General features: G+C 58.4%; 23 protein-coding genes and 1 tRNA gene. 8 read left to right on the top strand and 16 right to left on the bottom strand.

Features of this window, described 5'->3' with window-relative positions; all coding sequences use genetic code 11:
* Positions 1–28 precede the first annotated feature (28 nt).
* Both AMM41_RS03390 and AMM41_RS03385 read right to left on the bottom strand, forming a co-directional pair.
* The gene (locus AMM41_RS03390) at positions 29–1090 is read right to left on the bottom strand and encodes an acyl-CoA dehydrogenase family protein (protein ID WP_089953021.1); all 1062 of its coding nucleotides are present in this window, start codon (positions 1088–1090) and stop codon (positions 29–31) included.
* Complete coding sequence (locus tag AMM41_RS03385; RefSeq protein ID WP_089953019.1) at positions 1087–2238, bottom strand: acyl-CoA dehydrogenase family protein; 1152 nt, start codon at positions 2236–2238, stop codon at positions 1087–1089. The genes AMM41_RS03390 and AMM41_RS03385 overlap by 4 nt, the downstream gene beginning before the upstream one ends.
* 151 nt (positions 2239–2389) lie before the next feature.
* Between AMM41_RS03385 and AMM41_RS03380 the strand changes: the two genes are divergently transcribed.
* The 3 genes from AMM41_RS03380 to AMM41_RS03370 all read left to right on the top strand — a co-directional run bounded on the left by AMM41_RS03380 (position 2390) and on the right by AMM41_RS03370 (position 5803).
* Complete coding sequence (locus tag AMM41_RS03380; protein WP_089953017.1) at positions 2390–3559, top strand: iron-containing alcohol dehydrogenase; 1170 nt, start codon at positions 2390–2392, stop codon at positions 3557–3559.
* Between the two features lie 9 nt (positions 3560–3568).
* Positions 3569–4759, top strand: coding sequence for an MFS transporter (locus AMM41_RS03375; RefSeq protein ID WP_199233432.1), 1191 nt, complete (start codon positions 3569–3571; stop codon positions 4757–4759).
* Positions 4760–5149: 390 nt separating this feature from the next.
* A complete protein-coding gene (locus AMM41_RS03370; RefSeq protein ID WP_089953015.1) occupies positions 5150–5803 on the top strand; it encodes an outer membrane beta-barrel protein in 654 nt (217 codons plus the stop codon).
* Positions 5804–6051: 248 nt separating this feature from the next.
* Here AMM41_RS03370 and AMM41_RS03365 read toward each other — a convergent pair.
* From AMM41_RS03365 to AMM41_RS03335, 8 genes are all read right to left on the bottom strand, one after another.
* Positions 6052–6139, bottom strand: a tRNA-Ser gene (locus AMM41_RS03365).
* Positions 6140–6209: 70 nt separating this feature from the next.
* On the bottom strand, positions 6210–6869 hold the full coding sequence (ureG, locus tag AMM41_RS03360; RefSeq protein ID WP_089953013.1) for an urease accessory protein UreG: 660 nt from the start codon (positions 6867–6869) through the stop codon (positions 6210–6212).
* Positions 6866–7555 (bottom strand): urease accessory protein UreF, encoded by a 690-nt coding sequence (locus AMM41_RS03355; RefSeq protein WP_089953011.1) that lies wholly within the window; start codon positions 7553–7555, stop codon positions 6866–6868. The genes ureG and AMM41_RS03355 overlap by 4 nt, the downstream gene beginning before the upstream one ends.
* Positions 7545–8228, bottom strand: coding sequence for an urease accessory protein UreE (gene ureE / locus AMM41_RS03350; protein ID WP_089953631.1), 684 nt, complete (start codon positions 8226–8228; stop codon positions 7545–7547). Before ureE ends, AMM41_RS03355 begins: the two co-directional genes overlap by 11 nt.
* Positions 8229–8297: 69 nt before the next feature.
* Positions 8298–10016, bottom strand: a complete 1719-nt coding sequence (gene ureC / locus AMM41_RS03345) for an urease subunit alpha (RefSeq protein ID WP_089953009.1) — start codon at positions 10014–10016, stop codon at positions 8298–8300.
* A gap of 1 nt (position 10017) precedes the next feature.
* Positions 10018–10323, bottom strand: a complete 306-nt coding sequence (locus AMM41_RS03340; protein ID WP_053170605.1) for an urease subunit beta — start codon at positions 10321–10323, stop codon at positions 10018–10020.
* 7 nt (positions 10324–10330) lie between these two features.
* Complete coding sequence (locus AMM41_RS21735; protein ID WP_158273190.1) at positions 10331–10501, bottom strand: hypothetical protein; 171 nt, start codon at positions 10499–10501, stop codon at positions 10331–10333.
* A gap of 18 nt (positions 10502–10519) precedes the next feature.
* On the bottom strand, positions 10520–10822 hold the full coding sequence (locus tag AMM41_RS03335; RefSeq protein WP_089953629.1) for an urease subunit gamma: 303 nt from the start codon (positions 10820–10822) through the stop codon (positions 10520–10522).
* 225 nt (positions 10823–11047) lie between these two features.
* Between AMM41_RS03335 and urtA the strand changes: the two genes are divergently transcribed.
* The 5 genes from urtA to urtE all read left to right on the top strand — a co-directional run bounded on the left by urtA (position 11048) and on the right by urtE (position 16973).
* Positions 11048–12325, top strand: a complete 1278-nt coding sequence (gene urtA, locus AMM41_RS03330) for an urea ABC transporter substrate-binding protein (protein WP_089953626.1) — start codon at positions 11048–11050, stop codon at positions 12323–12325.
* 161 nt (positions 12326–12486) lie between these two features.
* Positions 12487–14070 carry an urea ABC transporter permease subunit UrtB gene (urtB, locus tag AMM41_RS03325; RefSeq protein ID WP_089953623.1) on the top strand — a complete coding sequence of 528 codons (1584 nt, stop codon included), beginning with the start codon at positions 12487–12489 and terminating at the stop codon, positions 14068–14070.
* Between the two features lie 8 nt (positions 14071–14078).
* The gene (gene urtC, locus AMM41_RS03320; RefSeq protein ID WP_089953620.1) at positions 14079–15197 is read left to right on the top strand and encodes an urea ABC transporter permease subunit UrtC; all 1119 of its coding nucleotides are present in this window, start codon (positions 14079–14081) and stop codon (positions 15195–15197) included.
* Positions 15194–16069: an urea ABC transporter ATP-binding protein UrtD gene (urtD, locus tag AMM41_RS03315; protein WP_089953007.1), complete on the top strand. Its 876-nt coding sequence runs from the start codon at positions 15194–15196 to the stop codon at positions 16067–16069. The genes urtC and urtD overlap by 4 nt, the downstream gene beginning before the upstream one ends.
* Before the next feature lie 199 nt (positions 16070–16268).
* On the top strand, positions 16269–16973 hold the full coding sequence (urtE, locus tag AMM41_RS03310) for an urea ABC transporter ATP-binding subunit UrtE (RefSeq protein WP_089953004.1): 705 nt from the start codon (positions 16269–16271) through the stop codon (positions 16971–16973).
* 14 nt (positions 16974–16987) lie between these two features.
* Here urtE and AMM41_RS03305 read toward each other — a convergent pair whose 3' ends face one another.
* The 6 genes from AMM41_RS03305 to AMM41_RS03280 all read right to left on the bottom strand — a co-directional run bounded on the left by AMM41_RS03305 (position 16988) and on the right by AMM41_RS03280 (position 24587).
* Positions 16988–18244 carry a Fic family protein gene (locus AMM41_RS03305; RefSeq protein WP_228769075.1) on the bottom strand — a complete coding sequence of 419 codons (1257 nt, stop codon included), beginning with the start codon at positions 18242–18244 and terminating at the stop codon, positions 16988–16990.
* 169 nt (positions 18245–18413) lie between these two features.
* Positions 18414–19244, bottom strand: coding sequence for an urease accessory protein UreD (locus AMM41_RS03300; RefSeq protein ID WP_089953002.1), 831 nt, complete (start codon positions 19242–19244; stop codon positions 18414–18416).
* Positions 19245–19298: 54 nt separating this feature from the next.
* Complete coding sequence (locus tag AMM41_RS03295; protein WP_089953000.1) at positions 19299–20066, bottom strand: ABC transporter permease; 768 nt, start codon at positions 20064–20066, stop codon at positions 19299–19301.
* Positions 20067–20081: 15 nt separating this feature from the next.
* A complete protein-coding gene (locus AMM41_RS03290; RefSeq protein WP_089952998.1) occupies positions 20082–20900 on the bottom strand; it encodes an ABC transporter ATP-binding protein in 819 nt (272 codons plus the stop codon).
* A 125-nt stretch (positions 20901–21025) separates the two neighbouring features.
* Positions 21026–22060: an ABC transporter substrate-binding protein gene (locus AMM41_RS03285; RefSeq protein ID WP_089952996.1), complete on the bottom strand. Its 1035-nt coding sequence runs from the start codon at positions 22058–22060 to the stop codon at positions 21026–21028.
* A 226-nt stretch (positions 22061–22286) separates the two neighbouring features.
* Complete coding sequence (locus AMM41_RS03280) at positions 22287–24587, bottom strand: NADP-dependent malic enzyme (protein WP_089952994.1); 2301 nt, start codon at positions 24585–24587, stop codon at positions 22287–22289.
* Positions 24588–24629: the final 42 nt, after the last annotated feature.

Genomic DNA, 24629 nt, shown 5'->3' with positions numbered 1-24629 from the left:
TTTTTGTCTCCTGAGTCAGTTGAAAAAATCACAAACGCGTGAGGAAAGGCCACAGCATGTTGGCCCCTTGCTTCAAAGCCATCTCGCCGATGCGAGTCTGCCAATGGGTTTCGTTGCCAAACTCGTCACGCCAGGACCAGAGTCTGCGTGTCAGGTGGTGAAGGTTGTGCTCGCGGGTAAAGCCCATGGCACCATGCACTTGGTGTGCAATTTCGGCCCCTTTGCCTGCCGCTTCACCGGCCCTGGACTTGGCCACGGCCACGGCAAAGTCCGAAGGTTCATTCTCTGAGGCCTCAATGGCGGCATCCACAGCGGCGGCGCTGGCGGCCACATGGCCTGCCAAAACCGCCAGCATGTGCTGCACGGCCTGAAATTTGCCAATGGGGCGGCCAAACTGAACACGGTCATTGGCGTACTGCAGGCTGTACGCCAAGGCGCGTTGCAAAGCACCGGCCATTTGCACCGACCGCATCAAAGCCCCTTCGCACAACAGTCGCTCGTTCGCTTGCGCCAGGGGGGCGACCGCGGCGCAAGGGGTGTTTTGAAAGTTGAAATCAATGCGGGGTTCACCAGCCAGATTTTTGACCGCTGTGTGGGCCACTGTGGCCAGCGCCTGACGCTCGACCCGCACCACACAAGGCACGCCATCTCGCTGCGCCACCAGCACCAAATGGTCACAAGACAGCCCCCAAGGCACGCGGTGAGCCAGGCCCGACAAGCGGGTTTGTTCGCCGTCACCTTGGAGCTGCAAATGGTCTTTGGTGTGGGCCACGCTGACCGATAAAACGCCCTCGGGCACGCTCAGACCTGCGGCAGACAACAAGCGTCCAGCCAAAAAAGTCTCGGCCAGTGGCACCGGTGCGCCGTGGAAGGCGCTGCGCCGCAAAACAAAGAGCGCATCGGCATAACTCAAACCACTGCCGCCTTGTTCTTCACTCAGGCAAGCCTGGGGCAAGCCCACCTCTTGCAGTGCCTGCCAAAGGGCTTGGGGCCAAGTGCCTTCCTCGCTCGACATGAACACTTCTTTGAGGCAATGGGCCTCACAAATGCGGTCAACCGTTTTTTCAAGATCGTCACGAATATCGCTCATCGCAGTCCCAATCCTTTGGCAATCATTCCACGCAATATTTCCCGGGTTCCCCCCCGGATGGTGAAGCCGGGAGCCTTCAACATGTTCATGCCCAGCAATGCGTCAAAGTCGCTGCTGTCGTTGTCCATCACCGGCTCGGTGGGAATCAGTTGCCGAAATATTTCGGGAATTTCACGCTCAAATGCGGTGCCAATGTCTTTCACCAAAGCCGCTTCAAGAATCGGTTTTTGTCCCTGTGTGAGCATGCCGGCCACTGACGTGGACATGCGCCGCAAGGTGGTCAAGTGCGCCACAAAACGACCTATTTCATTGACCGATCTCGCATCGGGTTGGTCGCCCAGTTTTTCCATCGACGCCAGCAGCAACTGGTAGGTGCTCAAAAAGCGGTCTGGCCCCGATCGCTCGAAAGCCAATTCACTGGTCACCATGTCCCAGCCACCACCGACTTCACCCATCACCATGTCATCGGGCACAAAGCATTCATCAAAAACCACTTCGTTCCAGTCGTGTGCGCCATAGATGTTCAGGATGGGGCTCAGGCTCAGGCCGGGTGATTTCAAGTCGACGATGAATTGAGTCATGCCCGCATGGCGGTCTTCTTCTTTGGGGGCCGTACGCACCAAGGCAATCAGGTAATGCGCACGGTGGGCGCTGCTGGTCCAGACCTTGGTGCCCGAGAGTTTCCAGCCCCCCTCCACCTTGACGGCTTTGCTTCTGACAGCGGCCAAATCCGAGCCCGAATCGGGCTCGCTCATGCCGATGGCAAAAAAGCATTCACCCGCTGCAATTTGGGGCAAGATCAGGCGGCGAGCCCGTTCGCTGCCATGACGCAAAATCTGGTTGCCGCTTTGCCGATCGGCCACCCAGTGCGCCCCCACGGGGGCACCGCCAGCCAGCATCTCTTCGGTCATCACATACCGCTCCAGGGCAGTGCGTTCCTGGCCTCCGTATTGGCGGGGCCACACCATGCCGATGTAGCCAGCCTGCCCACATTTGCGGCTGAATTCGGCATCGCCTTCAGACCAGGAATTTTTGCGTGGCGTGAAACTCCCCGCATCCATTTCTCGTTGAAGAAATGCCCGAACCTGCTGTCGCAACAACTGCGCACTCTCGGGCAGCGTCACTGCAGGAAATACAAAATCATGCATGTCTCTACTTTCGCCGGTCAATGAAACTCAGCTCATCTTGAAGCTTTCAATGGGTAAGTCAAGGCAGATCGAGACAACTAGGCGACTCCAAACCCGCGTGGATGCGAGATGATGAAGCCTTCCAGTTTCATGGACATGAAAGACCACTCTCATGCGTTCTGGCCTCTACAGTTATCCCAACACGCAGCGCATTGTTTATGGCGTTCCCTTTGTGCAGGCCCTTGCCCAAGAGGTTCAAACGGTGGACGCCCAGCGGGTGTTTGTGTTGGCCAGTGGCAGCTTGACGCGCCACACCGATGTGGTGGATCAACTCAGAGGAGTCTTGGGTACACGCTGCGTGGGGGTGTTTTCTGACATGCCTGCACACACACCGCGCACAGCTGTGGTCAAGGCGGCACATGAGGCCTTGAATGCACGGGCCGATCTGATTTTGACGCTGGGGGGCGGCTCGATCACCGATGCCGGAAAAATGCTGACCCTGTGCATGAGCAATGCCATCGACTCACCCGAGGACCTGGACCGCTTGGCCACCCGGGTCCATGCCGATGGGCGTGTGGAGCGGCCCGAATTCAATGGCCCCAGCGTGCCCAGCACGGTGATCTCGACCACCTTGTCGGCGGGTGAATTCAGCGCCTTGGCCGGTTGCACCGATACGGCCAAGGGGTACAAAGAAAATTTTCTGCACCCCAAAGCGTCACCTCGTACCGTGATCCTGGATCCGGCCTTGACGGTCCACACCCCTGAATGGTTGTGGTTGTCTACAGGCCTACGCGCTGTAGACCATGCCGTGGAAGACCTGTGCTCTGTCAACACCCACCCCATGTCAGAGGCCACCTCCTTTCAGGCCTTGCGCCTTTTGGGCCGAGGTTTGCGGGCCGTCAAAAAAGACCCCTCTGATCTGAACGCCCGACTCGATTGCCAGTTGGGGGCATGGATGTCCATCATCGGCTCGAGTGCAGGCGTGCACAAAGGGGCCAGCCATGGCATTGGCCATGTGTTGGGTGGCACTGCTGGGGTGCCTCATGGGTACACCTCTTGTGTCATGCTGCCCCATGTGATGCGCTACAACCACAGCGTGAACGCCGAGCAACAAAAACGGGTGAGCGAAGCCTTGGGCGAGCCGAACAAGCCCGCTTGTGATCTGCTGGCCGAATTGGTGGCCGAACTGGGTTTGCCCAGCACCTTGCGCGAGGTGGGGGTGCCCGCCGACATGCTGGACCTCATTGCGCACAACGCCATGCACGACCGCCTTATCCACACCAACCCCAGAAAAATCCATGGCCCCCAAGATGTGCGCAGCATCCTGGATGCCGCCTGGTAGGTGAGCGGCGTGAAAACTCTGCAAGGCACCCGCCTGGTGTGGGCCATGTGTGTGGGCCAAGTGGGCAATCTATTGCCCCATGTGGTGGTACCCGCTGTGATGGTTCAGCACCTCATGCCGGTTTGGGGCATGAGCAGCACACAAGCCGGCTTGTTGGCTGCGGCCTATGCTTGTGGCTACATGGTGGCTGTGCCCGGTTTGACGGCATTGACGGACCGCTTGGACGCCAGACGCATCTTGTTTTGGGGGTCTTTGTGCAGTGCCTTGAGTACCTTGGCCTTTGCCTGCTTTGCAAACAGTTGGTGGAGCGGGATGGTGTTTTGGGCCATGGCCGGTGCCAGCTTTGCTGGGGCCTATATGCCCGGATTGCGGGCACTGACAGACCGCTTGGGGCAGGCCGATGCCTCGCGCAGCATCACCTTGTACACCGCCAGTTATTCCATGGGCGTCGGGTTCTCATTTTTGGTGTCGCAACTGTTGGCCCAATCCTGGGGCTGGCGTTGGGCGTTTGCCATCACCGCTTTGGGGCCCTTGTACATGATTGTGGTCGCTTGGAAAATGGCCCCACGGCAACCGGTTGTGGTGCCCGGTCACTTGCTGGACATTCGTCCCGTTTTGCGCAATCGACCGGCCATGGCTTACATCCTGGCTTATGGCGCACATTGCTTTGAACTGTATGGATTCAGAACCTGGATTGTGGCGTTTTGGGCGTTTGTGGTCGCACGCCATTCAGGGCTACAACTGCCTGACCCCATGTGGGTCAGCTTTGTGGCCTCTTTGCTGGCCATGCCTGCGAGCATTTTGGGCAATGAACTGTGTTTGCGCTTTGGCCGACAACGTGCATTGACCTGGATTCAGCTGGCCTCTGGCCTGACCGCTTTGCTGGTGGCTTGGGGGGCGGACGGTTCGCCTTGGTTGCTGCTGGGCTTGTTGGTGGTGTATGCCGTGACCGTACCTGCCGACTCGGGCTCCTTGACGGCCGGGATGATGTCGCACGCTCAACCATCCTTCAAGGGTCTGACCTTGGCCTTGCACTCCACCGTGGGTTTTGGCTTGTCTGCCTTGTCGGGATGGCTGCTAGGCCTGGCCTTGGATGCCCATGGCGGTATTCAAGAACCTCAAGCCTGGACAGCCGCATTTGCCGTCCTGGCCATGGGTATTTTTCTGGGACCTTGGGCTTTGCGGCTCTCAAAATCCTGAGCTCGGCTGGGGCGCTCTACAAGCCGCATGGCTCAAACAATCAGCGCACCCTGTGTGGGCAATTGACGGAAGTGGTTTTTTTGAGAGGTTTTTGCCCAGATGAGTAGTTCGAAGGGCAAGGGTGTTCAAGCTGGCGTATGTCCCAAGTGCTTGAGCTTGAAAAGGGTTGGTTTGTGAATATAAGTAAATTGATATAAATATATAAATTATTTTAATTAAAAATATTAATTAATTATATTTCCTTGAAAATTTGTAAAAGTTGCTGTCAGTCACTTTTTCATGTGTCAAGAGTTTTTTGCGATGGCGTGTGTATGATTGAATGTCACTCGAATATTTATTTAAATTTATCAAGTGATATTTTCAATAATAATTTTTCCTCTAGAGGTTTCCATGATCAAATCACGATTTTTCATTGCCGCATCTTTTGCGGCCATTTCTACGGTGTCCGCTGCTGGTACATTCGACGGTCCTTCCATCCAAGCGGGTATTGGTTTTAACGCTGCACAAACAACTTTAAAAGACTACAGCCCTGATGGCAAAGTTTCTGACACCAAAGCCGTTGGTAATCTGTCTTTGAATTATTCAAAGTCTTACGGTGCTTTTAATATGGCTGGTGGTGTTTTCACCATGCTGGGTTCACAAAAATCTGGTTCCTTGCGCAGTTTTTCCGTAGATACTGGCGGTATCTGGTCTGATGAATTCAAACTCTCCAACGTTTGGGGCATCTCCATTGAGCCAGGTTATAACCTGAATGATTCGGTTCAAGCCTATGCAAAATTCAGCATCGTTCGCGCAACTGGCAAAAACACTTTTGATTACACTTTGGATTCAACGCCAGTAGCGGGTGATGCAGGCTCTGCCAGTATGAAACACAATGGCACAGGTTTCGGTGTTGGTGTCAAGTTTAAAATCACAAATGAGTTGTACGGCACAGTTGAAATTGAAAAAATTAATTTCAACACCAAATCCTATTACACAGATGTGACTGAAACCTACAAACCAAGCCTTGTCAAAGCCGGTGTGAGCATTGGTTACAAGTTCTGATTTTATTTTAAATAAATCACGAATAAAAAAAGGGGCTCAGGCCCCTTTTTTTATTGTCTTGCATCGATTATTTATTTATTCTGAATTGCAGTCTCGTCTAATATTTTTAATCAGATGTAAAAAATTCTAAACTACTTTGAATGTTTATTTGGTGAAATAAAGGGTCTTTGCAAAATCTGAATTGATAGAAGTTCAATTTGCTTTCGGCAACAAAAAAAGCGCCTAAGCGCTTGATTTGTAATGTGATCTGGCGGAAGCGGTGAGATTCGAACTCACGGACCCTTTCGAGTCGCCGGTTTTCAAGACCGGTGCAATCGACCACTCTGCCACGCTTCCTTGGAGGTAGATTGTAACGGCTTAGATGCGGGCTTTTGAGGCAGGCGTGTTCAAAAAGAAGCGGTCCGCATCAAGCGGTGGCCAGCATGCCGCGCTTTTCGATGAAAGCCACCACTTCGGCCAAGCCGTCCAGGGTTTTCAAGTTGGTCATCACCCAAGGGCGGGTTTCGGGGTTGGGGCGCATGCGGTTGGTGTCGTCGCGCATGACTTGCAGGTCAGCGCCCACATGCGGGGCCAGGTCGGTTTTGTTGATGACGAACAGGTCGCTTTTGGTGATGCCGGGGCCGCCTTTGCGCGGAATTTTTTCGCCCGCCGCCACGTCGATCACGTAGATCGTGAGGTCACTGAGTTCGGGGCTGAAGGTGGCTGCCAGGTTGTCGCCACCGCTCTCGATGAAGACCACGTCGGCGTTGGGAAACTTTTCGAGCATGCGGTCAATCGCTTCAAGGTTGATGGACGCGTCTTCGCGGATGGCGGTGTGGGGGCAGCCGCCGGTTTCCACGCCCATGATGCGCTCAGCGGGCAGGGCGCCGCTCACCGTCAGCAGGCGCTGGTCTTCTTTGGTGTAGATGTCGTTGGTGATGGCGATCAGGTCCCAGCGTTCGCGCATGTTTTTGCACAGCATCTCGAGCAGGGTGGTTTTGCCGGAGCCGACCGGCCCGCCGATGCCCACGCGCAGGGGCGGCAGTTTGCGGGTGCGGTTGGGGATGTGGTGCAGTGCAGAAGTCATGATCTGAAAATTCGGGAGTATTGGGTTTCGTGGCGTGCCGACAAGATGGCCAGCATGGGGCTGAAGGCCTGGCGGTCGTCGTCGCTGAGGTCGATGGCCGTTTGCACGGCCGTAGGGATTTCTCGTGCCAGCCGCGCCAGCATGCGTTGGCCTGCGCTTTGGCCCAAGGGCACGGACTTGAGTGCCGCCTGGGTCATGTTCTCGGCCCAGCCAAAGGCATAAGCCTGCAGGGCTTGGTCCAGTGGCGTATTGGCCAGGGACAAAGCAAAGGACATGGCCAGCGGGTAGGTCACAGGTAGGCTGGCGCAAAACTGCAGTTGCGCGTGGCTGGCCTGCTGCAGGTTGCGCAGCCAGTCGAGCAGAGAGCGGCCCATTTGCTCGGTTTGCAGCCGCATCTCGGCGGTTTCGCGGGTGGTCATGACCCAGTCGTTCAGCGCTTGCAGGCGGGCGGTGTCGTGGCGCTGCCAAGCTGGAATGGCTTGTGCCAGCACCGCCATGTCGCCGCGAGACTGCGTCAGATGCAGCTGGTCCACCACCCAATCGGTGGCGCTGGCTTCGTTGTGCACCAGGCCTTGCTCGATGGCGGCTTCCAGGCCTTCGGAATACGAAAAGCCGCCGATGGGCAACGCTGGCGATGCGAGCCAGATCAGTTGCAGCAAACCCGAAGGCGCGGTGTCAGTGCTCATGCTGGCAGTCGGGGCCGTGCACATGGGGCGCGGCTTGCACGGTGCGGATTGGGATGCCGATAGGAATGCGCTTGGCCACTGCCGGGCTTGAAGCAGGTGCTGCATGCCCGTGTTGGCAATCTGGGCCATGCACATGCGGCTCGGCAGTTGCGGCGTTGTCGGTGTGTGGGTGATCGTGGCCATGAGCTGGTGAGTGTCCGTGACCGGCATGCCCACCGTGGTCACCATATGCACCGTTTTCGGGCTCAAAAGATTCAGAAACCTCGATCACCGTCATGTGCATGGCCCGCAGCATGTCGGCCAGCACATGGTCGGGCTCGATCTTCAGGTGGTCGGGTTGCAGCTCGATGGGTACATGCCGGTTGCCCAAGTGGTACGCGGCGCGGGTCAGGTCAAAGGGCGATCCGTGCTCGGTGCAGGCGGTGATGCGCAGCACGGCTTGTGGTGCGGCTTGCACACGCACGAGCGAGCCGTCTTCGGCCACCAGCACATCGCCGCCGCGCACCACGGTGCCTCGGGGCAAAAAGATGCCCAGGGCACGGCCTGCGCTGTCGGTCGCATCAAAGCGGCTTTTCTGGCGGGTGTCCCAGTCCAGGGTGATGGTGCAGGCACGTTGGATCAGCACGCGGGCCAGGCCACGGCCTTGGGGCATGAGTTTGGAGCAGAGGAGCATCAGTGTAGGAGCCACGGCTTCGTGGCGATCAAGGGGTTGCAATGCAAGGGGGTCAATGGTCTGGCATGTTCAAAAAAGAAAATACCTTTGAGTCATGGGCAGGCTGGTGGCTGGTTCGCACACCAGCAATTGACCGTCGGCACGCACCGCATAAGTTTGGGCATCGACTTCCATGCGGGGCGCGTAGTCATTGTGGACCATGTCGCGCTTGCCTACTTTGCGGATGTTTTTCACGGCCGACAAGGTTTTTTGCAGACCATAACGTGCACCCACGCCCGCCTGCAAACCCGCTTGCGAGACAAAAGTCAGCGAGCCGCGCGACAGCGCCCCGCCATAGCTGCCAAACATGGGGCGGTAGTGCACCGGCTGCGGTGTGGGGATGGACGCGTTCGGGTCGCCCATGGCGGCCAGCGCGATGAAGCCGCCCTTCATGATGAGCGCCGGTTTCACGCCAAAAAACGCGGGCTTCCAGATCACCAAGTCAGCCCACTTGCCAGCCTCGATGCTGCCCACTTCGTGGCTGATGCCGTGCGCAATCGCGGGGTTGATCGTGTACTTGGCGATGTACCGTTTGACGCGGGCGTTGTCGTGGCGATCGGTGTCGCCGGGCAGGCTGCCGCGCTGCTGCTTCATCTTGTGCGCGGTCTGCCAGGTGCGGATGATGACTTCGCCCACGCGGCCCATGGCTTGGCTGTCGCTGCTCATCATGCTGATGGCGCCCAGGTCGTGCAGGATGTCTTCGGCCGCAATGGTTTCTTTGCGGATGCGGCTTTCTGCAAAAGCCAGGTCCTCGGCAATCGCTGGGTCCAGGTGGTGGCAGACCATGAGCATGTCCACATGCTCGTCGAGCGTGTTGATGGTGTAGGGGCGTGTGGGGTTGGTCGAAGACGGCAGCACGTTGGCTTCGCCCACCACTTTCAAGATGTCGGGGGCATGCCCGCCGCCCGCGCCTTCGGTGTGGAAGGTGTGGATGGTGCGGCCTTTGAAGGCCGCCACGGTGTCTTCCACAAAGCCCGATTCGTTGAGCGTGTCGGTGTGGATGGCGACTTGCGTGTCGGTTTCTTCGGCCACGTTCAGGCAGTTGTCGATGGCCGCAGGCGTGGTGCCCCAGTCTTCGTGGAGCTTGAGGCCAATCGCACCTGCGCTGATCTGCTCGTGCAGTGCGGCATGCAAGCTGGCATTGCCCTTGCCCAGAAAGCCAATGTTCATCGCAAAGGCATCGGCCGCCTGCATCATGCGTTCGATGTTGAAAGGGCCAGGCGTGCAGGTGGTGGCAAAGGTGCCGGTGGCCGGGCCGGTGCCGCCGCCCAGCATGGTGGTCACACCGCTGGCCAGCGCTTCGTCGATCTGTTGGGGCGCGATGAAGTGGATGTGTGAGTCAATGCCGCCTGCGGTGACGATCAAGCCTTCGCAGCTGATGATCTCGGTGCCGGGGCCGATGATGATGTCGACACCCGGCTGCGTGTCAGGGTTGCCCGCTTTGCCAATGGCGGCGATGCGGTTGCCGCGCAGGCCGATGTCGGCTTTGACGATGCCCCAGTGATCGATGATGAGCGCGTTGGTGAGCACGCAGTCCATCGCACCTTCGGCGTTCGTTCTTTGCGATTGCGACATGCCATCGCGGATGGTTTTCCCCCCCCCGAACTTGACCTCTTCGCCGTAGCCACCGGCTTGCAGCGTGAAGTCTTTTTCAACCTCGATCACCAAGGCCGTATCTGCCAGTCGGACGCGATCGCCCACGGTGGGGCCGAACATTTCGGCATAAGCGCGTTTGTCGATGTGGGCCATGTCAGAGTTTCCCTTGCGTTAAGCCGCGAAAGCCGTACACCACACGGTCTCCCGCATAGTCCACCAATTCGACGGTGCGTTGCTGACCGGGTTCAAAGCGCACCGCGGTCCCCGACGCGATGTTCAGACGCATGCCTCGTGCCGCGGCCCGGTCAAAGCTCAGGCCACCATTGGTTTCGGCAAAGTGGTAGTGCGAGCCCACTTGAATCGGGCGGTCGCTGGCGTTTTGCACCACCAGGGTGCAGGTGCGGCGGCCCACATTCAGCGCGTGCTGACCGGGGTCAATCAAAAGTTCTCCGGGGGTCATGCGGGGCTCACTTCTTGCCGAAATAAACAGCCACCGCCAGCACCGCGGCGATGGCGATGAAACCCAGCACATCGGTGGCGTGCCAATGGGTGCCACTCAGGCCGTGCCCATCGTGTGCCAAGGCGGTGTTGGCCAGCTGTGTGAAGGCCAAAGACAAAGTGAATGCAAATTTTTTCATGACAGCTCCTGGGTGTTTTTAAACAATGGGTTGGTGCACGGTCACCAATTTGGTGCCGTCCGGAAAAGTCGCTTCGACCTGGATATCGGGGATCATTTCAGCGATGCCATCCATGACGTCGGCACGCGTCAAAACGGTGCGGCCTTCGCTCATGAGTTGAGCCACGGTCTTACCGTCGCGTGCGCCTTCCATGACAGCAGCGCTGATCAGCGCGATGGCTTCGGGGTAGTTGAGTTTGAGGCCACGTGCCTTGCGGCGTTCGGCCAAAAGTGCCGCCGTGAAGATCAGCAGTTTGTCTTTTTCGCGAGGGGTGAGTTCCATTTTGGTGCGTGCTTTGAATGTGTTGGGCGAGCTGAACATCAATGTAGCAAAGAGCATGCCTCTTTATAGGGACTGTGTGATTTCCCTAGGAAGTCGCTCAGGCATGTTCTGGTGCATTCCTGCATTTTGAAAAGTTGGCACGGTGATTGCAAGAGGAATTGCAGCGTTGCAAGCGCTCCGCCCTTTTTTGAATCCATTTACTTTCCTGATTGGAGTGATCACATGATGAACCGCCGTGGCAATCTTAAAGCCCTCGCAACTGCTGCAGCCATTGTGGCTGGCAGCCTGAGTTTTGCAAACCAAGCCCAAGCGCAAGCGGGCAACACCATCAAAGTCGGCGTGCTGCACAGCTTGTCGGGCACCATGGCCATCTCTGAAACCGTGTTGAAAGACACCGTGCTCATGGCCATTGATGAGATCAATGCCAAGGGCGGCGTGCTCGGCAAAAAGCTCGAGCCCGTGATCGTGGACCCGGCTTCCAACTGGCCTTTGTTCGCTGAAAAAACCAAGCAGCTTCTGGGTCAAGACAAGGTCTCGGTCATCTTCGGTTGCTGGACATCGGTGTCTCGCAAATCGGTGTTGCCGGTGGTCGAAGAAATGAACGGCTTGCTGTTCTACCCCGTGCAATACGAAGGCGAAGAGCTGTCAAAAAATGTGTTCTACACAGGCGCTGCGCCCAACCAGCAAGCGATTCCTGCCGTGGACTACCTGATGAGCAAAGAAGGCGGCGGCGCCAAGCGCTGGGTCTTGCTGGGCACCGACTATGTGTACCCCCGCACCACCAACAAAATCTTGCGTGCTTACCTGAAAAGCAAAGGCGTGGCTGACAAAGACATCGATGAAAAATACACCCCGTTTGGTCACTCAGATTACCAAACCATCGTGGCCGATGTGAAGAAATTTTCTGCCGGTGGCAAGACCGCTGTGGTGTCCACCATCAACGGTGACTCCAACGTGCCTTTTTACAAGGAACTGGGCAATGCAGGCTTGAAGGCCAAAGACGTGCCTGTGGTGGCCTTCTCGGTGGGTGAAGAAGAGCTGCGTGGCGTGGACACCAAGCCTTTGGTGGGTCACTTGGCGGCATGGAACTACTTCATGTCCATCAAGAACCCAGCCAACGACGAGTTCACCAAAAAGTGGGCGGCTTACGCCAAGGCCAAAAACATCGCAGGTCACAAAGACAAGCCTTTGACCAACGACCCGATGGAAGCGACTTACATCGGCATCAACATGTGGAAGCAAGCGGTTGAAAAAGCCAAGTCCACCGACACCGACAAAGTGATTGCAGCCATGGCCGGACAAACCTTCAAGGCTCCTAGCGGCATCACCAGCAAGATGGACGAGAAAAACCACCACCTGCACAAGTCGGTGTTCATCGGCGAGATCAAGGCTGATGGCCAGTTCAATGTGGTGTGGAAGACGCCTGGCCCCGTCAAGGCCAAGCCATGGAGCCCCTTCATTGAAGGCAACGACAAGAAGCCTGACGAGCCAGCCAAGAAGTGATCGTTTGAGCGTGTTCTGAAAAAGGGAGGGCACAGTCCCTCCCTTTTTCCAAATGGCAACAGCGTTTTGTAGGTCGGTGGCTTCAGCCCCGACATGGGTGCTTGTCGGAGCTGAAGCTCCGACCTACGGCCAAAGTCATGTGAGGCCAAGAGATGATCAAAATGAAAAGATGGATTGTGAAAGGCGCGTTGATCGCCAGTGCGCTGTGGGGCCTGACGGCTGCGCATGCTCTGACGATGGACGAGGCCCGAGGCATCGCGATTGGAGAGAGCGATGCGCGTGTTGAAGCCTTGGCCAAAGCGGTGGCCCAAGGCGATGAAAAAACGGCGGCCTATTTGCAAGCGCTGGCCGACGATGTGGTCAAAATTGCCAAAGACCAAGTGCTGGTCGTGCGCGACGGTCAGGGCACAGACCCGGTCACCGGCCAATCGGTGCCTGTGCCCGATGATGCCGAAGACGTGATGCTGAACAACCGCTTGCGGGGTGAACTCGACACCGCCTTGGCGGCGCTCAAGTTGTTCAGCACCGATGTGAAGGTGCGCCGCCTGGCCGCCTTGTCGCTGCTCAAAGAGCCGGACGCCAGCCGTGCGCCCCTGCTTGACAAAGCGCTGGCCACCGAGCCTGACGAGACGGTCAAGAGCTTGGTGCGACAGGCCCGTGCGGCTGCCTTGCTCAGCAGCGAGACCCCCAATGACCGCTTGCTGGCTGCGCAGGAATTGGCGGCCAGTCGGCAACCCGAAACACTGCTCTTGCTCAACCAGCGCTTGGCTCAAGAGCAAGACCTATCGGTCAAAAAACAAATTCAGACCTCCTTGGCTGCCGTGCAGCAAAGCCTGCGTTGGGGCGAGCGATTGGGCACCTTGTTCACAGGTGCCAGTTTGGGCTCCATCTTGCTGCTGGTGGCGCTGGGCTTGGCCATCACCTATGGCCTGATGGGCGTGATCAACATGGCGCACGGCGAGCTGATGATGATCGGCGCCTACGCTACCTATGTGGTGCAAGCGGCGTTTCGCCACTACCTGCCGGGCGCCTTTGACTGGTATTTGCTGGCGGCAGTCCCTTTGGCTTTCATGGCATCGGCTTTGGTGGGGGCCGTGATGGAGCGCACCGTGCTCAAGCATTTGTATGGCCGCCCTCTTGAAACCCTGTTGGCCACCTGGGGCATCAGCTTGGTGCTCATGCAAGGCGTGCGCAGCCTGTTTGGTGCGCAAAACGTGGGCGTGGAAAACCCCTCGTGGATGAGCGGCTCGCTGCAGCTGCTGCCCAATTTGCAACTGCCCTGGAACCGGGTGCTCATCATCGTGTTTGCGGCCGCTGTGCTGATCGGCATGGCGCTTTTGATTGGCAAAACGCGCCTGGGTTTGTTTGTGCGTGGCGTCACGCAAAACCGCCCGATGGCTTCGTGCATGGGCGTCAACACCGCACGCATTGACACCTACGCATTTGCCTTGGGTTCTGGCATCGCGGGCCTGGCCGGTTGTGCACTCAGCCAGGTCGGTAACGTGGGCCCTGACTTGGGTCAGAGCTACATCGTGGACTCGTTCATGGTGGTGGTGCTGGGCGGCGTGGGCCAGCTGGCAGGTACGGTCTACGCTGCCTTGGGGCTGGGGCTGGCCAACAAGCTGCTCGAAGGCTGGACCGGTGCGGTGCTGGCCAAGATCGCGGTGTTGGTGTTCATCATCATCTTCATCCAGAAGCGCCCGCAAGGCATCTTCGCGATGAAGGGTCGCAGCGCCGAAGCGTGAACAGGGGCATGAACATGACAAACATCCTATTACCCACTCCTGCACCCTTGCTGGGTCGAAAAGCCTGGTCTTTGTTTTTGCTCGCGCTGATCACAGTCGGTGTGCTGGCTCCGGTGTTCAACTTGCTGGTGCCTGCGGGCAGCGCCTTCCACCTGAGCGATTACGCCATCGCCTTGATCGGCAAGATCATGTGCTACGCCATCTGCGCCTTGGCCATGGACCTGATCTGGGGCTACACCGGCATCTTGTCGCTGGGCCACGGTTTGTTCTTCGCTTTGGGCGGGTACGTGATGGGCATGTACCTCATGCGCCAAATTGGGCAAGACGGCAACTACAAAAGCAACTTGCCCGACTTCATGGTCTTCCTGGATTGGAAAGAATTGCCCTGGCACTGGACACTGTCGGACAGCTTCGTCGCCACGGTGCTCTTGGTGGTGCTGGTGCCCGGTTTCATCGCCTTTGTGTTCGGCTACTTCGCATTCCGTTCGCGCATCAAAGGGGTGTATTTCTCCATCATCACCCAGGCCATGACCTATGCGGCCATGCTGCTGTTCTTCCGCAATGAAACCGGCTTTGGTGGTAACAACGGCTTCACCGACTTCAAGCGTATTCTGGATTTGCCGATTGCCACCCCCAACATGCGCATGGTGTTGTTTGTGATCACGGGCTTGACGCTGCTGGGCTTTTATCTGTTCTCGCGCTGGTTGGTGGGCAGCAAATATGGCCGTGTGCTGATGGCCATTCGTGATGCCGAAACGCGGGTCATGTTTTCGGGTTATTCGCCGCTGCCTTACAAGCTGAGCATCTGGGTGATTTCGGCCGTGATGTGTGGCATCGCTGGCGCACTGTATGTGCCGCAAGTGGGCATCATCAACCCGGGCGAGATGAGCGCTGCCAACTCGATCGAGATCGCGGTGTGGGCCGCTGTGGGTGGCCGGGGCACCTTGATCGGCCCGATTGTGGGGGCCTTCCTGGTGAACGGTGCCAAGAGCTGGTTGACGGTCACAGCGCCTGAGTTCTGGTTGTACTTTTTGGGTGCGCTGTTCATCGCGGTGACCTTGTATTTGCCGCAAGGCGTTGTAGGCCTGATCGCCAAAATCAAAAACAAGAAAGGTGGTGCCGCATGACGCCCGACTTGCTCAAAAAAGGCGCTGAGCGCGTGGCCCGTTCGGCCCAGCAACGTGTGGAATCGACAGAATCCGGTGGCCGCAGCGCAGGCTATGGCCGCGTGGTGCAAGACGCCAACGAAGTGGATGTGACCCATGGCCGCATTCTTTATCTGGAAGACGTGAGTGTGAGCTTTGACGGCTTTAAGGCCATCAACAAGCTGTCGCTCGACATTGCGCCCGGTGAGCTGCGCTGCATCATCGGCCCCAACGGCGCGGGCAAGACCACGATGATGGACATCATCACCGGCAAGACCCGTCCTGACGAAGGCAGCGTGTTCTTTGGCAGCACCATCGACTTGCTGCGCCACAACGAACCCGAAATCGCGCAGCTGGGCATTGGCCGCAAGTTTCAAAAACCCACGGTGTTCGAGCACCTCACGGTGTTTGAAAACCTGGAGCTGGCCTTGAAAACCAACAAAGGCGTCAAAGCCTCGATGTTCTTCAAGCTTGATTCAGCGCAGTCAGACCGCCTGGCCGAAGTGCTGCACACCATCCATTTGGCAGGCAGCGTCAGCACCCTGGCCGGTGTGCTCAGCCACGGCCAAAAGCAATGGCTGGAGATCGGCATGCTGCTCATGCAAGACCCCAAGCTTTTGCTGCTGGACGAGCCGGTGGCGGGCATGACCGACTTTGAAACCGAGCGCACCGCTGAGCTGTTTTTGACGCTCAAGGGCAAGCACTCGTTGATGGTGGTGGAGCACGACATGAGTTTCATCCGCACCATCTCGGACATTGTCACCGTGCTGTGCGACGGTTCGGTGCTGGCCCAAGGCACGCTCGATCAGGTGCAAGCCGATGAGCGGGTGATTGAAGTTTATTTGGGACGCTGATGAGTCTGGGTTCTTGTAGGTCGGAGCTTCAGCTCCGACAAGTGCCCCCATGACCGAATGTCGGACCTGAAGGTCCGACCTACTTGAAGAGTGAAACATGATGAGTCCGAGTTCTTGTAGGTCGGAGCTTCAGCTCCGACAAGTGCCCCCATTGACCTTATGTCGGACCTGAAGGTCAGACCTACTCAAAGAGTGAAACATGCTTGAAGTTCAAAACATCCATCAGTACTACGGTGGCTCCCACATCCTGCGCGATGTGAGCCTGAGCGCCGCACAAGGCCAAGTCACCGTGCTGCTGGGCCGCAACGGCGTGGGCAAAACAACCTTGCTCAAATCGCTCATGGGTTTGGTGCCGATCAAAAGCGGCACAGTGACCCTGAATGGCCAAGATTTGACACTCGCCAAGCCTTACGAGCGCGCCGCCGCAGGCATTGGCTACGTGCCCCAGGGCCGCGAAATTTTTGCCCGCTTGACGGTCGAAGACAACCTGCTGATGGGCCTGGCCACGCAGCCCGGCGGCACCCCGATCCCGCCCGAGTTGTTTGAACTGTTTCCGGTGCTCAAACAAATGTTGCACCGCCGTGGCGGTGACCTCTCAGGCGGCCAGCAACAGCAACTGGCCATTGCCCGAGCGCTGGCAGCCAAGCCGCGTTTGCTGATTCTGGACGAGCCCACTGAAGGCATCCAACCCAGCATCATCAAAGACATCGGCCGCGTGATTCGCCAACTGGCCGACGTGGGCCTGCAAGGCCAACGCATGGCGGTGTTGTTGTGTGAGCAGTACTACGACTTTGCCGAAGAACTAGCCGACCAGTATTTGGTCATGGAGCGGGGCGAGGTGATCGCCCGAGGGCCAGGCAGTGAGATGAAAGCAAAGAACATTCAGCAGCTGGTGGCGATTTGAGGGTGTCGGCTCGTTTACCTGGGCCTTCCAGCGGTGTTCCATGTTTGTGTCACACCTCGCGCCAGGTTGTAGCGAGCGCAGTTGTAGACCTCTAAGTGGTTCAACTCGGTGTTGACGATTTCGTTCAAACCTGGCAGATCTTGGGGATCGACTTGAACAGCGGCTAAAGCTGTTTGCTGCGGTTGCCGATGCATGACCAACCACTGCATGATCTCGTTCAGTGTCTGTCTGTATCGAGCTCGAAGGGGGTCAGGTGCTGCCATGGATGCTCGCAATACGCTGTACTTTTGAATCGAGCGGCGGTAGATGAATTCAAACAGTTCCGCCGCCGCATCGACTTGGCGTTGCTCGTACACACCCAAAAGCGCGGTCGTATAGTCCGAGCGCTCCACATCCAAAAAAGACAGAGGTGCGCAGTTGTACAGCATCAAAGGCATGTTGGCGCACAAACGGCTGGTGCGCTTGTTGCCATCGGCAAAAGGCTGAAGGTAAGCCAGGTTCACCCAAAGAAAGAAAGCCGCCTCAACGGGGTTGCGAATCTGCCGGGTTTTGTCCACCACAGTGGCCAGTTTTTCTTCCAGCAACATGGGGATGTTGCTGGGCACGTAGACCGAGCCATCAATGTTCACCACACGCCGACGGATGCTGCCAATGTCGCGCGAGTCCTTCAGCAAGTCTTTCATCAGCAAGTCTTTCATCAGCTTGGCTTGCAGGTCGACGATCACGGGCACGGTGATGCCCTCGCTGGGCACGGCGTTGACCATGAACTCGATCGCGTCCTTGTGGTTGAGCAGCATCACGGTGTCGTTGTCCAAAGGCCCTGCTTGCTCACCCAACTCGAAAAGGATTCGGGTGTCCAGCAAGCTTTTGTTGTTGCCTTCCAAGTGAGATGAGGACCAAGACAGGTCGATGAGCAGTTGCTCCAAAACTTCGCGGGCATAAGTGCCAGCCGGTTGTTGGTCCGGGCTGCGTCCGGCATGAAACAAATCAGCGGCCAATGCCGGTGGCAACAAGCTTGACTGGTTGGGTACGTAGTCGTCCACAAAACGGTTGTCGTAGCCCACCGGAATGCGGGTGCCCAAAGGCGCTTGCAGCGATTGGACCCAAGGCAGTGCAGCTGCCGACCATTGAAAATGGCCAGTTTTGGCAGGAGCAGGTGAGGCTGAAAGCGTGTCACGCAATGCTGCTTGCGCCGCAACGGTGACCGCATAACGTGTCGAGCGGCCATTCCCACTTTTTTCCAGAAATCCTGCACTCAGCAGTTCTCTCAAATCACGGTTGAGGGTGGGGCGTGATATCTATTTGTGGAATGGATCAGGTGCGTGGATAAGGGTGAGCTTCTTGTTTTGGTGATAAGAAACGAAATAATCCTATCACTTCATAGGATTTTGATGAGATTTCGAGCTTGATGATAAGAAATCTCAAATAAAGCAAAAGCTATTACAGATTCCAAAGCCGTGGCACAGCCCCCGGCAAGCCCCACATCTCATGCCGCCACGCCGCCCAAACTTGCCGAAGCAATTGCATGGCCGGTTCAGTCACAGGCGACAGCACCCGTAGCACGATGACCTGTTGGTGTGGCGATGTGGCCCCGGCGGTCAGGCGCAGTTCAGACGCTTCAAGCAATTCACGCGCACAAGCCAGGGCGCGATCTGAGCGTTCGGGCGTGATGGCGCTGCCCGCTGCAAACACCAGCGTGGCCATGCAGCGCTGGCCGGCCAGGCCCAGCGGGCTGTTCATCAATCGGGTGTCGGTGGCGCTGATCGTGCCGCGCTCCAGCCACACGCCGGGAATTTCTATGTGCTGAAGGAAGGTGCCTTGAGTGAAAGGCAGGTCTGCGGCGGGCAAGCCCAAAGCGGTGATGTCCCAAGTGATCAACTCAGCCCCGGGTGCCAAGTCAAACACAGCGCGGTTGAGGCCATCACAGCCGTTGTAGGCAATGGCTTCGAGGGGCAGCCATTCGAGCCGCGAACCCGACTCCAGCCGCGCATGCACTTGCTGAGTGGCCAGTCCTGCCTCAGAGCGGTAAAAGCGCGTGGCCCCGGGCGTCGTGACCAAACCATGTGCGCCAGAGCCCACGGTGACGCGCATGTCGAGCGTGTCGCCGCCCACCAAACCGCTGGGCGGGTGCACCAGCACGTTGTGGCAGACCGCATCGCCTTCGGGGTAGAGGCTTTGCAAAATGCGCAGCGGGCCTTGGTGCAGGTAGCGGGCCACGCTGCGCTCGGCTTCGAGCGTGTAGTCCAAATCGAGTCGGGCCAGCCAAGTCATTGGATCCACTTCCTGGGGTTGGCCGACGGCATCACACGCAAAACAGAAAGCACTTCACTCGCCTTGCGAGCCGCGATGCGCCCAGCCGGTGGTGTGTTTTTCGATGTAGCTGAACAGTTCGTACATGACCATGGCCATCGCGCCCACGACCACCAGGCCAGAGAACGCCAGACCCATCTGCATGGCCGAGCCCGCCGAGATCAGCAGGTAGCCAATGCCTTCGTTCGACGCCGTCATTTCGGACACGGTGGTGCCCACAAAGGCCAGCGTGATGGCCACTTTGAGCGAACCATAAAAGTAAGGCATGGAGCGGGGCAGGCCGACTTTGACCAGCACGTCCCAACGTTTGGCGCCCAACACGCGCAGCACGTCTTCGAGTTCAGGCTCCAGCGTGGCCAAGCCCGTGGCGATGTTCACCATGATCGGGAAAAAGCTGATGAGGAAAGCCGTGAGGATGGCCGGGCCGATGCCGATGCCGAACCACACCACCAAAATCGGCACAAAGGCCGCTTTGGGCAGGGCGTTGAAGGCGGTCATGAGCGGGTACACGGCGGCATAGGCCAGACGTGAGCTGCCGATGACAAAGCCCAGCAGCACACCCACCACGATGGCGATGCCAAAGCCCACCATGGTCACCCAAAAGGTGCGCCAGGCGTGGCCAGCGATCACTTCTTTGAATTCGATGGTTTGCTGTGCGATGCGCGAGGGGCTGGGAAAAACGAATTCAGACACGTTGAAGGCGCGGCACAGGCCTTCCCAGATCAGAATGCTGAGGACCAGCAAAACCCAGGGGGACCAGCGTTCCAGCGTTTTTTGTTTCATGTGCGTAGCTCCCGTTTATTGGTTGATCGCCGCGCCGGTCTTGCGCATGGCACCGATGTGGCCGCGCAGCTCGTGCACGATGTTGGTGAATTCGGGGGTGTAGGTGATCTCCAGATCACGCGGGCGCGGCAGGTCGATCTCGCGCTTGACCACAAAGCGGCCAGGGCTCTTGCTCATCACGTACACCGTGTCGGCCAAAAACACCGATTCGCGCAGGTCGTGCGTGACCAGAATGACGTTGAACTTTTGCTCGGTCCACAGGTCGCGCAAGATGCACCAGAGTTCTTCACGGGTGAACGCGTCGAGCGCACCAAAGGGCTCGTCGAGCAGCAGCATTTTGGGTTCATGGATCAGGGCGCGGCAGATGCTGGCGCGTTGCTGCATGCCGCCCGACAGTTGCCAGGGGAATTTGTCTTCGTAGCCACCCAAGCCCACGGTGTTGAGCAGCTTGCGGGCGCGCTCCACATATTCGGCCTTTTTTTGCTTGAAGTTCGTGCGGTAGGGCTCCACGATTTCGAGCGGCAGCAGCACGTTGTCGAGCGTGGTGCGCCATGGCAAAAGTGACGAGGCCTGAAACGCCATGCCGCTGATCTTGAGCGGGCCGGTCACCGGTTGGCCGTCGACCAGGATGCGGCCTTTGCTGGGCATTTTCAGGCCGGTGGTCAGCTTCATAAAGGTGGACTTGCCGCAGCCTGAGGGCCCAACGATGGCGATGAACTCGCCTTGCTTGACCTGCAGATTGATGTCTTCGACAGCAAAGTGGTTTTGCGCCAGCAACTCGTCGTTGTAGGCGAGCCAGACATTCTGGAAATCAACGAATGATTCTTGGGTCATGGTGAGAGCTCGAAAATGGTGTTCGAAAGTGTATACACGCTACGCCCTGTAAAAGCCCACCGACCCGTGCAGGGTGGCGGTGGGCCCGGAGCGCCGGGGCGGCATGCCCCGAAGCTGGCGCAGGATTACTTCTTGCCTTTGGGCAGGATGTCCAGCTCTTTGGCGGTGGGCAAGAACGAGCCGTTCCAGATGTCTTCAGACTTGACGCGGGTCTTGGTGTTGAAGGCATCCGACACTTGCGAAGCCATCAGCGTCATGCGGGGGCCGTTGATCTGGCCAAAGCCTTCGGCGCGGGCCGAGGGACTGTTGATCACGGTGTCAATGGCCAGTTGCAGGCGGCGGGTTTCCAATGCCACGTTGATGATGCCGTCGCGCGCCTTGACCGACTCAATGGCTTTGGCGGGGTCGGCCATCACGTCCTTGGCACCTTTGGTGAAGGCGCTCAGGAACGCTTTCACAGCGGCTGGGTTTTCTTTCAAGATCTTGGGCGAGGCGATGATCGCGTTGCCATAGAGCTTGACGCCAAAGTCGGGGTACTGCATGACAACCACGTCTTCGGCTTTCACGCCACGCGCTTCGATGTTGAGCAGCGAGGTGAAGGTGAAGCCGGTGATCGCGTCCACGTCACCGCGCACCAACATGGTTTCGCGCAGGGGTGGGTCCATGGCCGTCCAAGCCACGTTGCCGATGCCGTTGGCTTTCTGGAAGATGGGGAAGGCGCGGCGGCCAGCGTCAAACACGGGCGCACCCAGCTTCTTGCCGGCCAGGTCGGCGGGGGTCTTGATGCCGGACTTCTTCAACGCCATCACCGAGGCGGGGGTGTTGTTGTAGACCATCATGATGGCCACAGGCTTGTTGGGGGCGTCGGGGTTGTTGGCGTGGAATTCCATCAGGGCGGCCAAGTCGGCAAAGCCCAAGTCATAGGTGCCCGAAGCCACGCGAGTCACCGCGCCACCCGAGCCGTTGCCCGAGTCCACCGTCACGTCCAGTTTGGCGTCCTTGAAATAGCCTTTGGCCGCAGGCAACAAGAAGAAAGCCGAAGGGCCTTCAAAGCGCCAGTCCATCTGAAATTTGATGGCCGTAGATTGGGCTTGTGCCAAACCAAAAGAGGCAACAGCAGCCAATGCGGCCGTGGCCTTGAGTAAGAAACGCTTGTTCATGAGGGGCTCCAGGGTCAAATAAACGGTGAATCTTGTCTAGCAAATTCGGTGCCATTATCGACCATGGTCCTGACGCTGAATGTCAGGTCCATCCCCTAGAGATGCGGCTGAGATGCCCTGTTTGGGTGCCATTTTGTGACAAATTCGCACCAAAAAAGGGCTTTTGAGCTGTTCAAAGCGCATGCAGCCCAGCCCCTGCGCACAGGGGCTGGGCTGCTTGAGTGCCTCAATGGTGCGCTTGCGCCACGGCCAGGGCCGTCATGTTGAGCACCCGGCGCACGGTGGCTGCAGGCGTCAGGATGTGCGCGGTGCCGGCCGCCCCCATCAGGACCGGGCCTACGGTCACACCGCCGCTGGTGGTGGTTTTCATGACGTTGTACAAAATGTTGGCCGCATCCAGGTTGGGACACACCAGCAAATTGGCCGAGCCGCTCAGGGTGCTGTCTTCCAGGTACACGTTGCGGATCTCGGGCTGCAGCGCCGCGTCGCCATGCAGCTCGCCGTCGCACTCGATGTCAGGGTGCTGCGCCACAAACAGGTCACGCGCTTGGCGCATCTTGCGGGCCGATGCCCGTTTGGACGAGCCGTAGCTCGAATGCGAAAGAAACGCCACCTTGGGCACGATGCCAAAGCGCTGAACTTCTTGAGCCGCCATGTAGGCAATCTCGGCCAGTTGCTCGGCGCTGGGGTCCTCATTCACATAGGTGTCGGTGATGAACAGCGGCCCCAAGTCGCTCATGAGTGCGTTCACAGCGGCGTAGTTGGTCACGCCCGCACGTTTGCCCAAAATGCTCTCGATGCGTTCCAGGTGCGTCATGTAGCTGCCTGTCAGGCCGCAGATCAGGCCATCGGCATCGCCCAGCGACACCATCAGGGCACCAATGATGGTGTTGGAGCGGCGCACCGCCGCCTTGGCCACCGCAGGCGTGGCACCGTTGCGTTTCATCAGCTGGTGGTAGTGCTCCCAATACTGGCGAAAACGTGCATCGTCTTCAGGGTTGACGTTGTCCACGTCCACGCCCAAGCGCATGCGCAGACCGGCTTTTTCGATGCGGGCGGCGATCACGCCGGGGCGGCCGATCAGGATCGGGTGCGCCACTTTTTCATCGATGGCCATTTGGGCGGCACGCAGGGCACGCTCGTCTTCGCCGTCAGCATAGGCCACACGTTTGGCGTCTTGCGGCACCGCCTTGGCGGCATTGAAGATGGGGCGCATCAGGATGCCCGTTTGCGTCACAAAGCTTTGCAGCTGCTGGCGGTAGGCGTCCATGTCGGTGATGGGGCGCGTGGCCACACCGGAGTCGGCGGCGGCCTGGGCCACGGCGGGGGCGATGCGCAAGATCAGGCGCGAATCAAACGGCGTGGGGATCAGGTAATCGCGCCCAAAAGACAGTTCTTTGCCCGCATAAGCGCTGGCCACTTCTTCGCTGATGTCGGCCTTGGCCAGGTCGGCAATCTGGCGCACGCAAGCCAGCTTCATGGCCTCGGTGATTTTGGTCGCGCCGCAGTCCAGGGCCCCCCGGAAGATGTAGGGGAAGCACAGCACGTTGTTGACCTGGTTCGGGTAGTCCGAGCGGCCGGTGGCGATGATGCAGTCGGGGCGGGCGGCCTTGGCCAGCTCGGGGCGGATTTCGGGCTCGGGGTTGGCCAGGGCCAGGATCACCGGGTCGCGGGCCATGGTCTTGATCATGTCCACCGTCATCACGCCGGGGGCCGAGCAGCCCAGGAACACGTCGGCGCCGTTGACCGCATCGGCCAGGCTGCGGGCCTCGGTCTTTTGCGCATAGCGCGCTTTGGATTCGTCGTAACCGCCGGGGCGGCCTTCGTAGATCACGCCCTTGGAGTCGCACACAAAAATGTTCTCGATCTTCACGCCCAGGCCCACCATCACATCGAGGCAGGCGATGGATGCAGCCCCTGCGCCCGACACGGCCAGTTTGATGCTGCCGATGTCTTTGCCCACCAGCTCCAAGCCGTTGAGCATGGCGGCCGAGGCGATGATGGCCGTGCCGTGCTGGTCGTCATGAAAGACCGGGATGTTCATGCGCTCGCGCAGCTTCTTCTCGATGTAGAAGCACTCGGGGGCCTTGATGTCTTCGAGGTTGATGCCGCCCAGGGTGGGCTCCATGGCGGCGATGATGTCCACCAGCTTGTCCGGGTCGCGCTCGGCCAGCTCGATATCGAACACGTCAATGCCCGCGAACTTCTTGAACAGGCAACCTTTGCCCTCCATCACGGGCTTGGCCGCCAGTGGGCCAATGTCGCCCAGACCCAAAACGGCCGTGCCGTTGGTGATCACCGCCACCAGGTTGCCACGCGAGGTGTACTCAGCCGCCTTGGACGGGTCGGCCTCGATGTCCAGGCAGGGATAAGCCACGCCGGGCGAATAGGCCAGCGACAAATCGCGCTGGTTCGACAGGGGCTTGGTCGGGTTGACCGAGACCTTGCCGCGTGTAGGAAAGCGGTGGTAATCACGGGCGGCGTCGCGCAGGGCTTCTTCGGCGGGGGAGAGTGGTTTTTGGCTCATGGAAAGTGTCTCGTTGGCTCAGTAAGGGAATCCATTAGAAAG

The organism is Limnohabitans sp. 2KL-3 (assembly GCF_001269405.1).
GTDB lineage: Bacteria > Pseudomonadota > Gammaproteobacteria > Burkholderiales > Burkholderiaceae_C > Limnohabitans_A.
This window is presented reverse-complemented; position numbering and strand designations above follow the sequence as displayed.

Bases quoted from the DNA above. Each gene is read 5' to 3' on its own strand.
- AMM41_RS03390 (WP_089953021.1), bottom strand. From the start codon at position 1,090: ATGAGCGATATTCGTGACGATCTTGAAAAAACGGTTGACCGCATTTGT.
- AMM41_RS03385 (WP_089953019.1), bottom strand. From the start codon at position 2,238: ATGCATGATTTTGTATTTCCTGCAGTGACGCTGCCCGAGAGTGCGCAG.
- AMM41_RS03380 (WP_089953017.1), top strand. From the start codon at position 2,390: ATGCGTTCTGGCCTCTACAGTTATCCCAACACGCAGCGCATTGTTTAT.
- AMM41_RS03370 (WP_089953015.1), top strand. From the start codon at position 5,150: ATGATCAAATCACGATTTTTCATTGCCGCATCTTTTGCGGCCATTTCT.
- ureG (WP_089953013.1), bottom strand. From the start codon at position 6,869: ATGACTTCTGCACTGCACCACATCCCCAACCGCACCCGCAAACTGCCG.
- AMM41_RS03355 (WP_089953011.1), bottom strand. From the start codon at position 7,555: ATGAGCACTGACACCGCGCCTTCGGGTTTGCTGCAACTGATCTGGCTC.
- ureE (WP_089953631.1), bottom strand. From the start codon at position 8,228: ATGCTCCTCTGCTCCAAACTCATGCCCCAAGGCCGTGGCCTGGCCCGC.
- ureC (WP_089953009.1), bottom strand. From the start codon at position 10,016: ATGGCCCACATCGACAAACGCGCTTATGCCGAAATGTTCGGCCCCACC.
- AMM41_RS03340 (WP_053170605.1), bottom strand. From the start codon at position 10,323: ATGACCCCCGGAGAACTTTTGATTGACCCCGGTCAGCACGCGCTGAAT.
- AMM41_RS21735 (WP_158273190.1), bottom strand. From the start codon at position 10,501: ATGAAAAAATTTGCATTCACTTTGTCTTTGGCCTTCACACAGCTGGCC.
- AMM41_RS03335 (WP_089953629.1), bottom strand. From the start codon at position 10,822: ATGGAACTCACCCCTCGCGAAAAAGACAAACTGCTGATCTTCACGGCG.
- urtA (WP_089953626.1), top strand. From the start codon at position 11,048: ATGAACCGCCGTGGCAATCTTAAAGCCCTCGCAACTGCTGCAGCCATT.
- urtB (WP_089953623.1), top strand. From the start codon at position 12,487: ATGAAAAGATGGATTGTGAAAGGCGCGTTGATCGCCAGTGCGCTGTGG.
- urtC (WP_089953620.1), top strand. From the start codon at position 14,079: ATGAACATGACAAACATCCTATTACCCACTCCTGCACCCTTGCTGGGT.
- urtD (WP_089953007.1), top strand. From the start codon at position 15,194: ATGACGCCCGACTTGCTCAAAAAAGGCGCTGAGCGCGTGGCCCGTTCG.
- urtE (WP_089953004.1), top strand. From the start codon at position 16,269: ATGCTTGAAGTTCAAAACATCCATCAGTACTACGGTGGCTCCCACATC.
- AMM41_RS03300 (WP_089953002.1), bottom strand. From the start codon at position 19,244: ATGACTTGGCTGGCCCGACTCGATTTGGACTACACGCTCGAAGCCGAG.
- AMM41_RS03295 (WP_089953000.1), bottom strand. From the start codon at position 20,066: ATGAAACAAAAAACGCTGGAACGCTGGTCCCCCTGGGTTTTGCTGGTC.
- AMM41_RS03290 (WP_089952998.1), bottom strand. From the start codon at position 20,900: ATGACCCAAGAATCATTCGTTGATTTCCAGAATGTCTGGCTCGCCTAC.
- AMM41_RS03285 (WP_089952996.1), bottom strand. From the start codon at position 22,060: ATGAACAAGCGTTTCTTACTCAAGGCCACGGCCGCATTGGCTGCTGTT.
- AMM41_RS03280 (WP_089952994.1), bottom strand. From the start codon at position 24,587: ATGAGCCAAAAACCACTCTCCCCCGCCGAAGAAGCCCTGCGCGACGCC.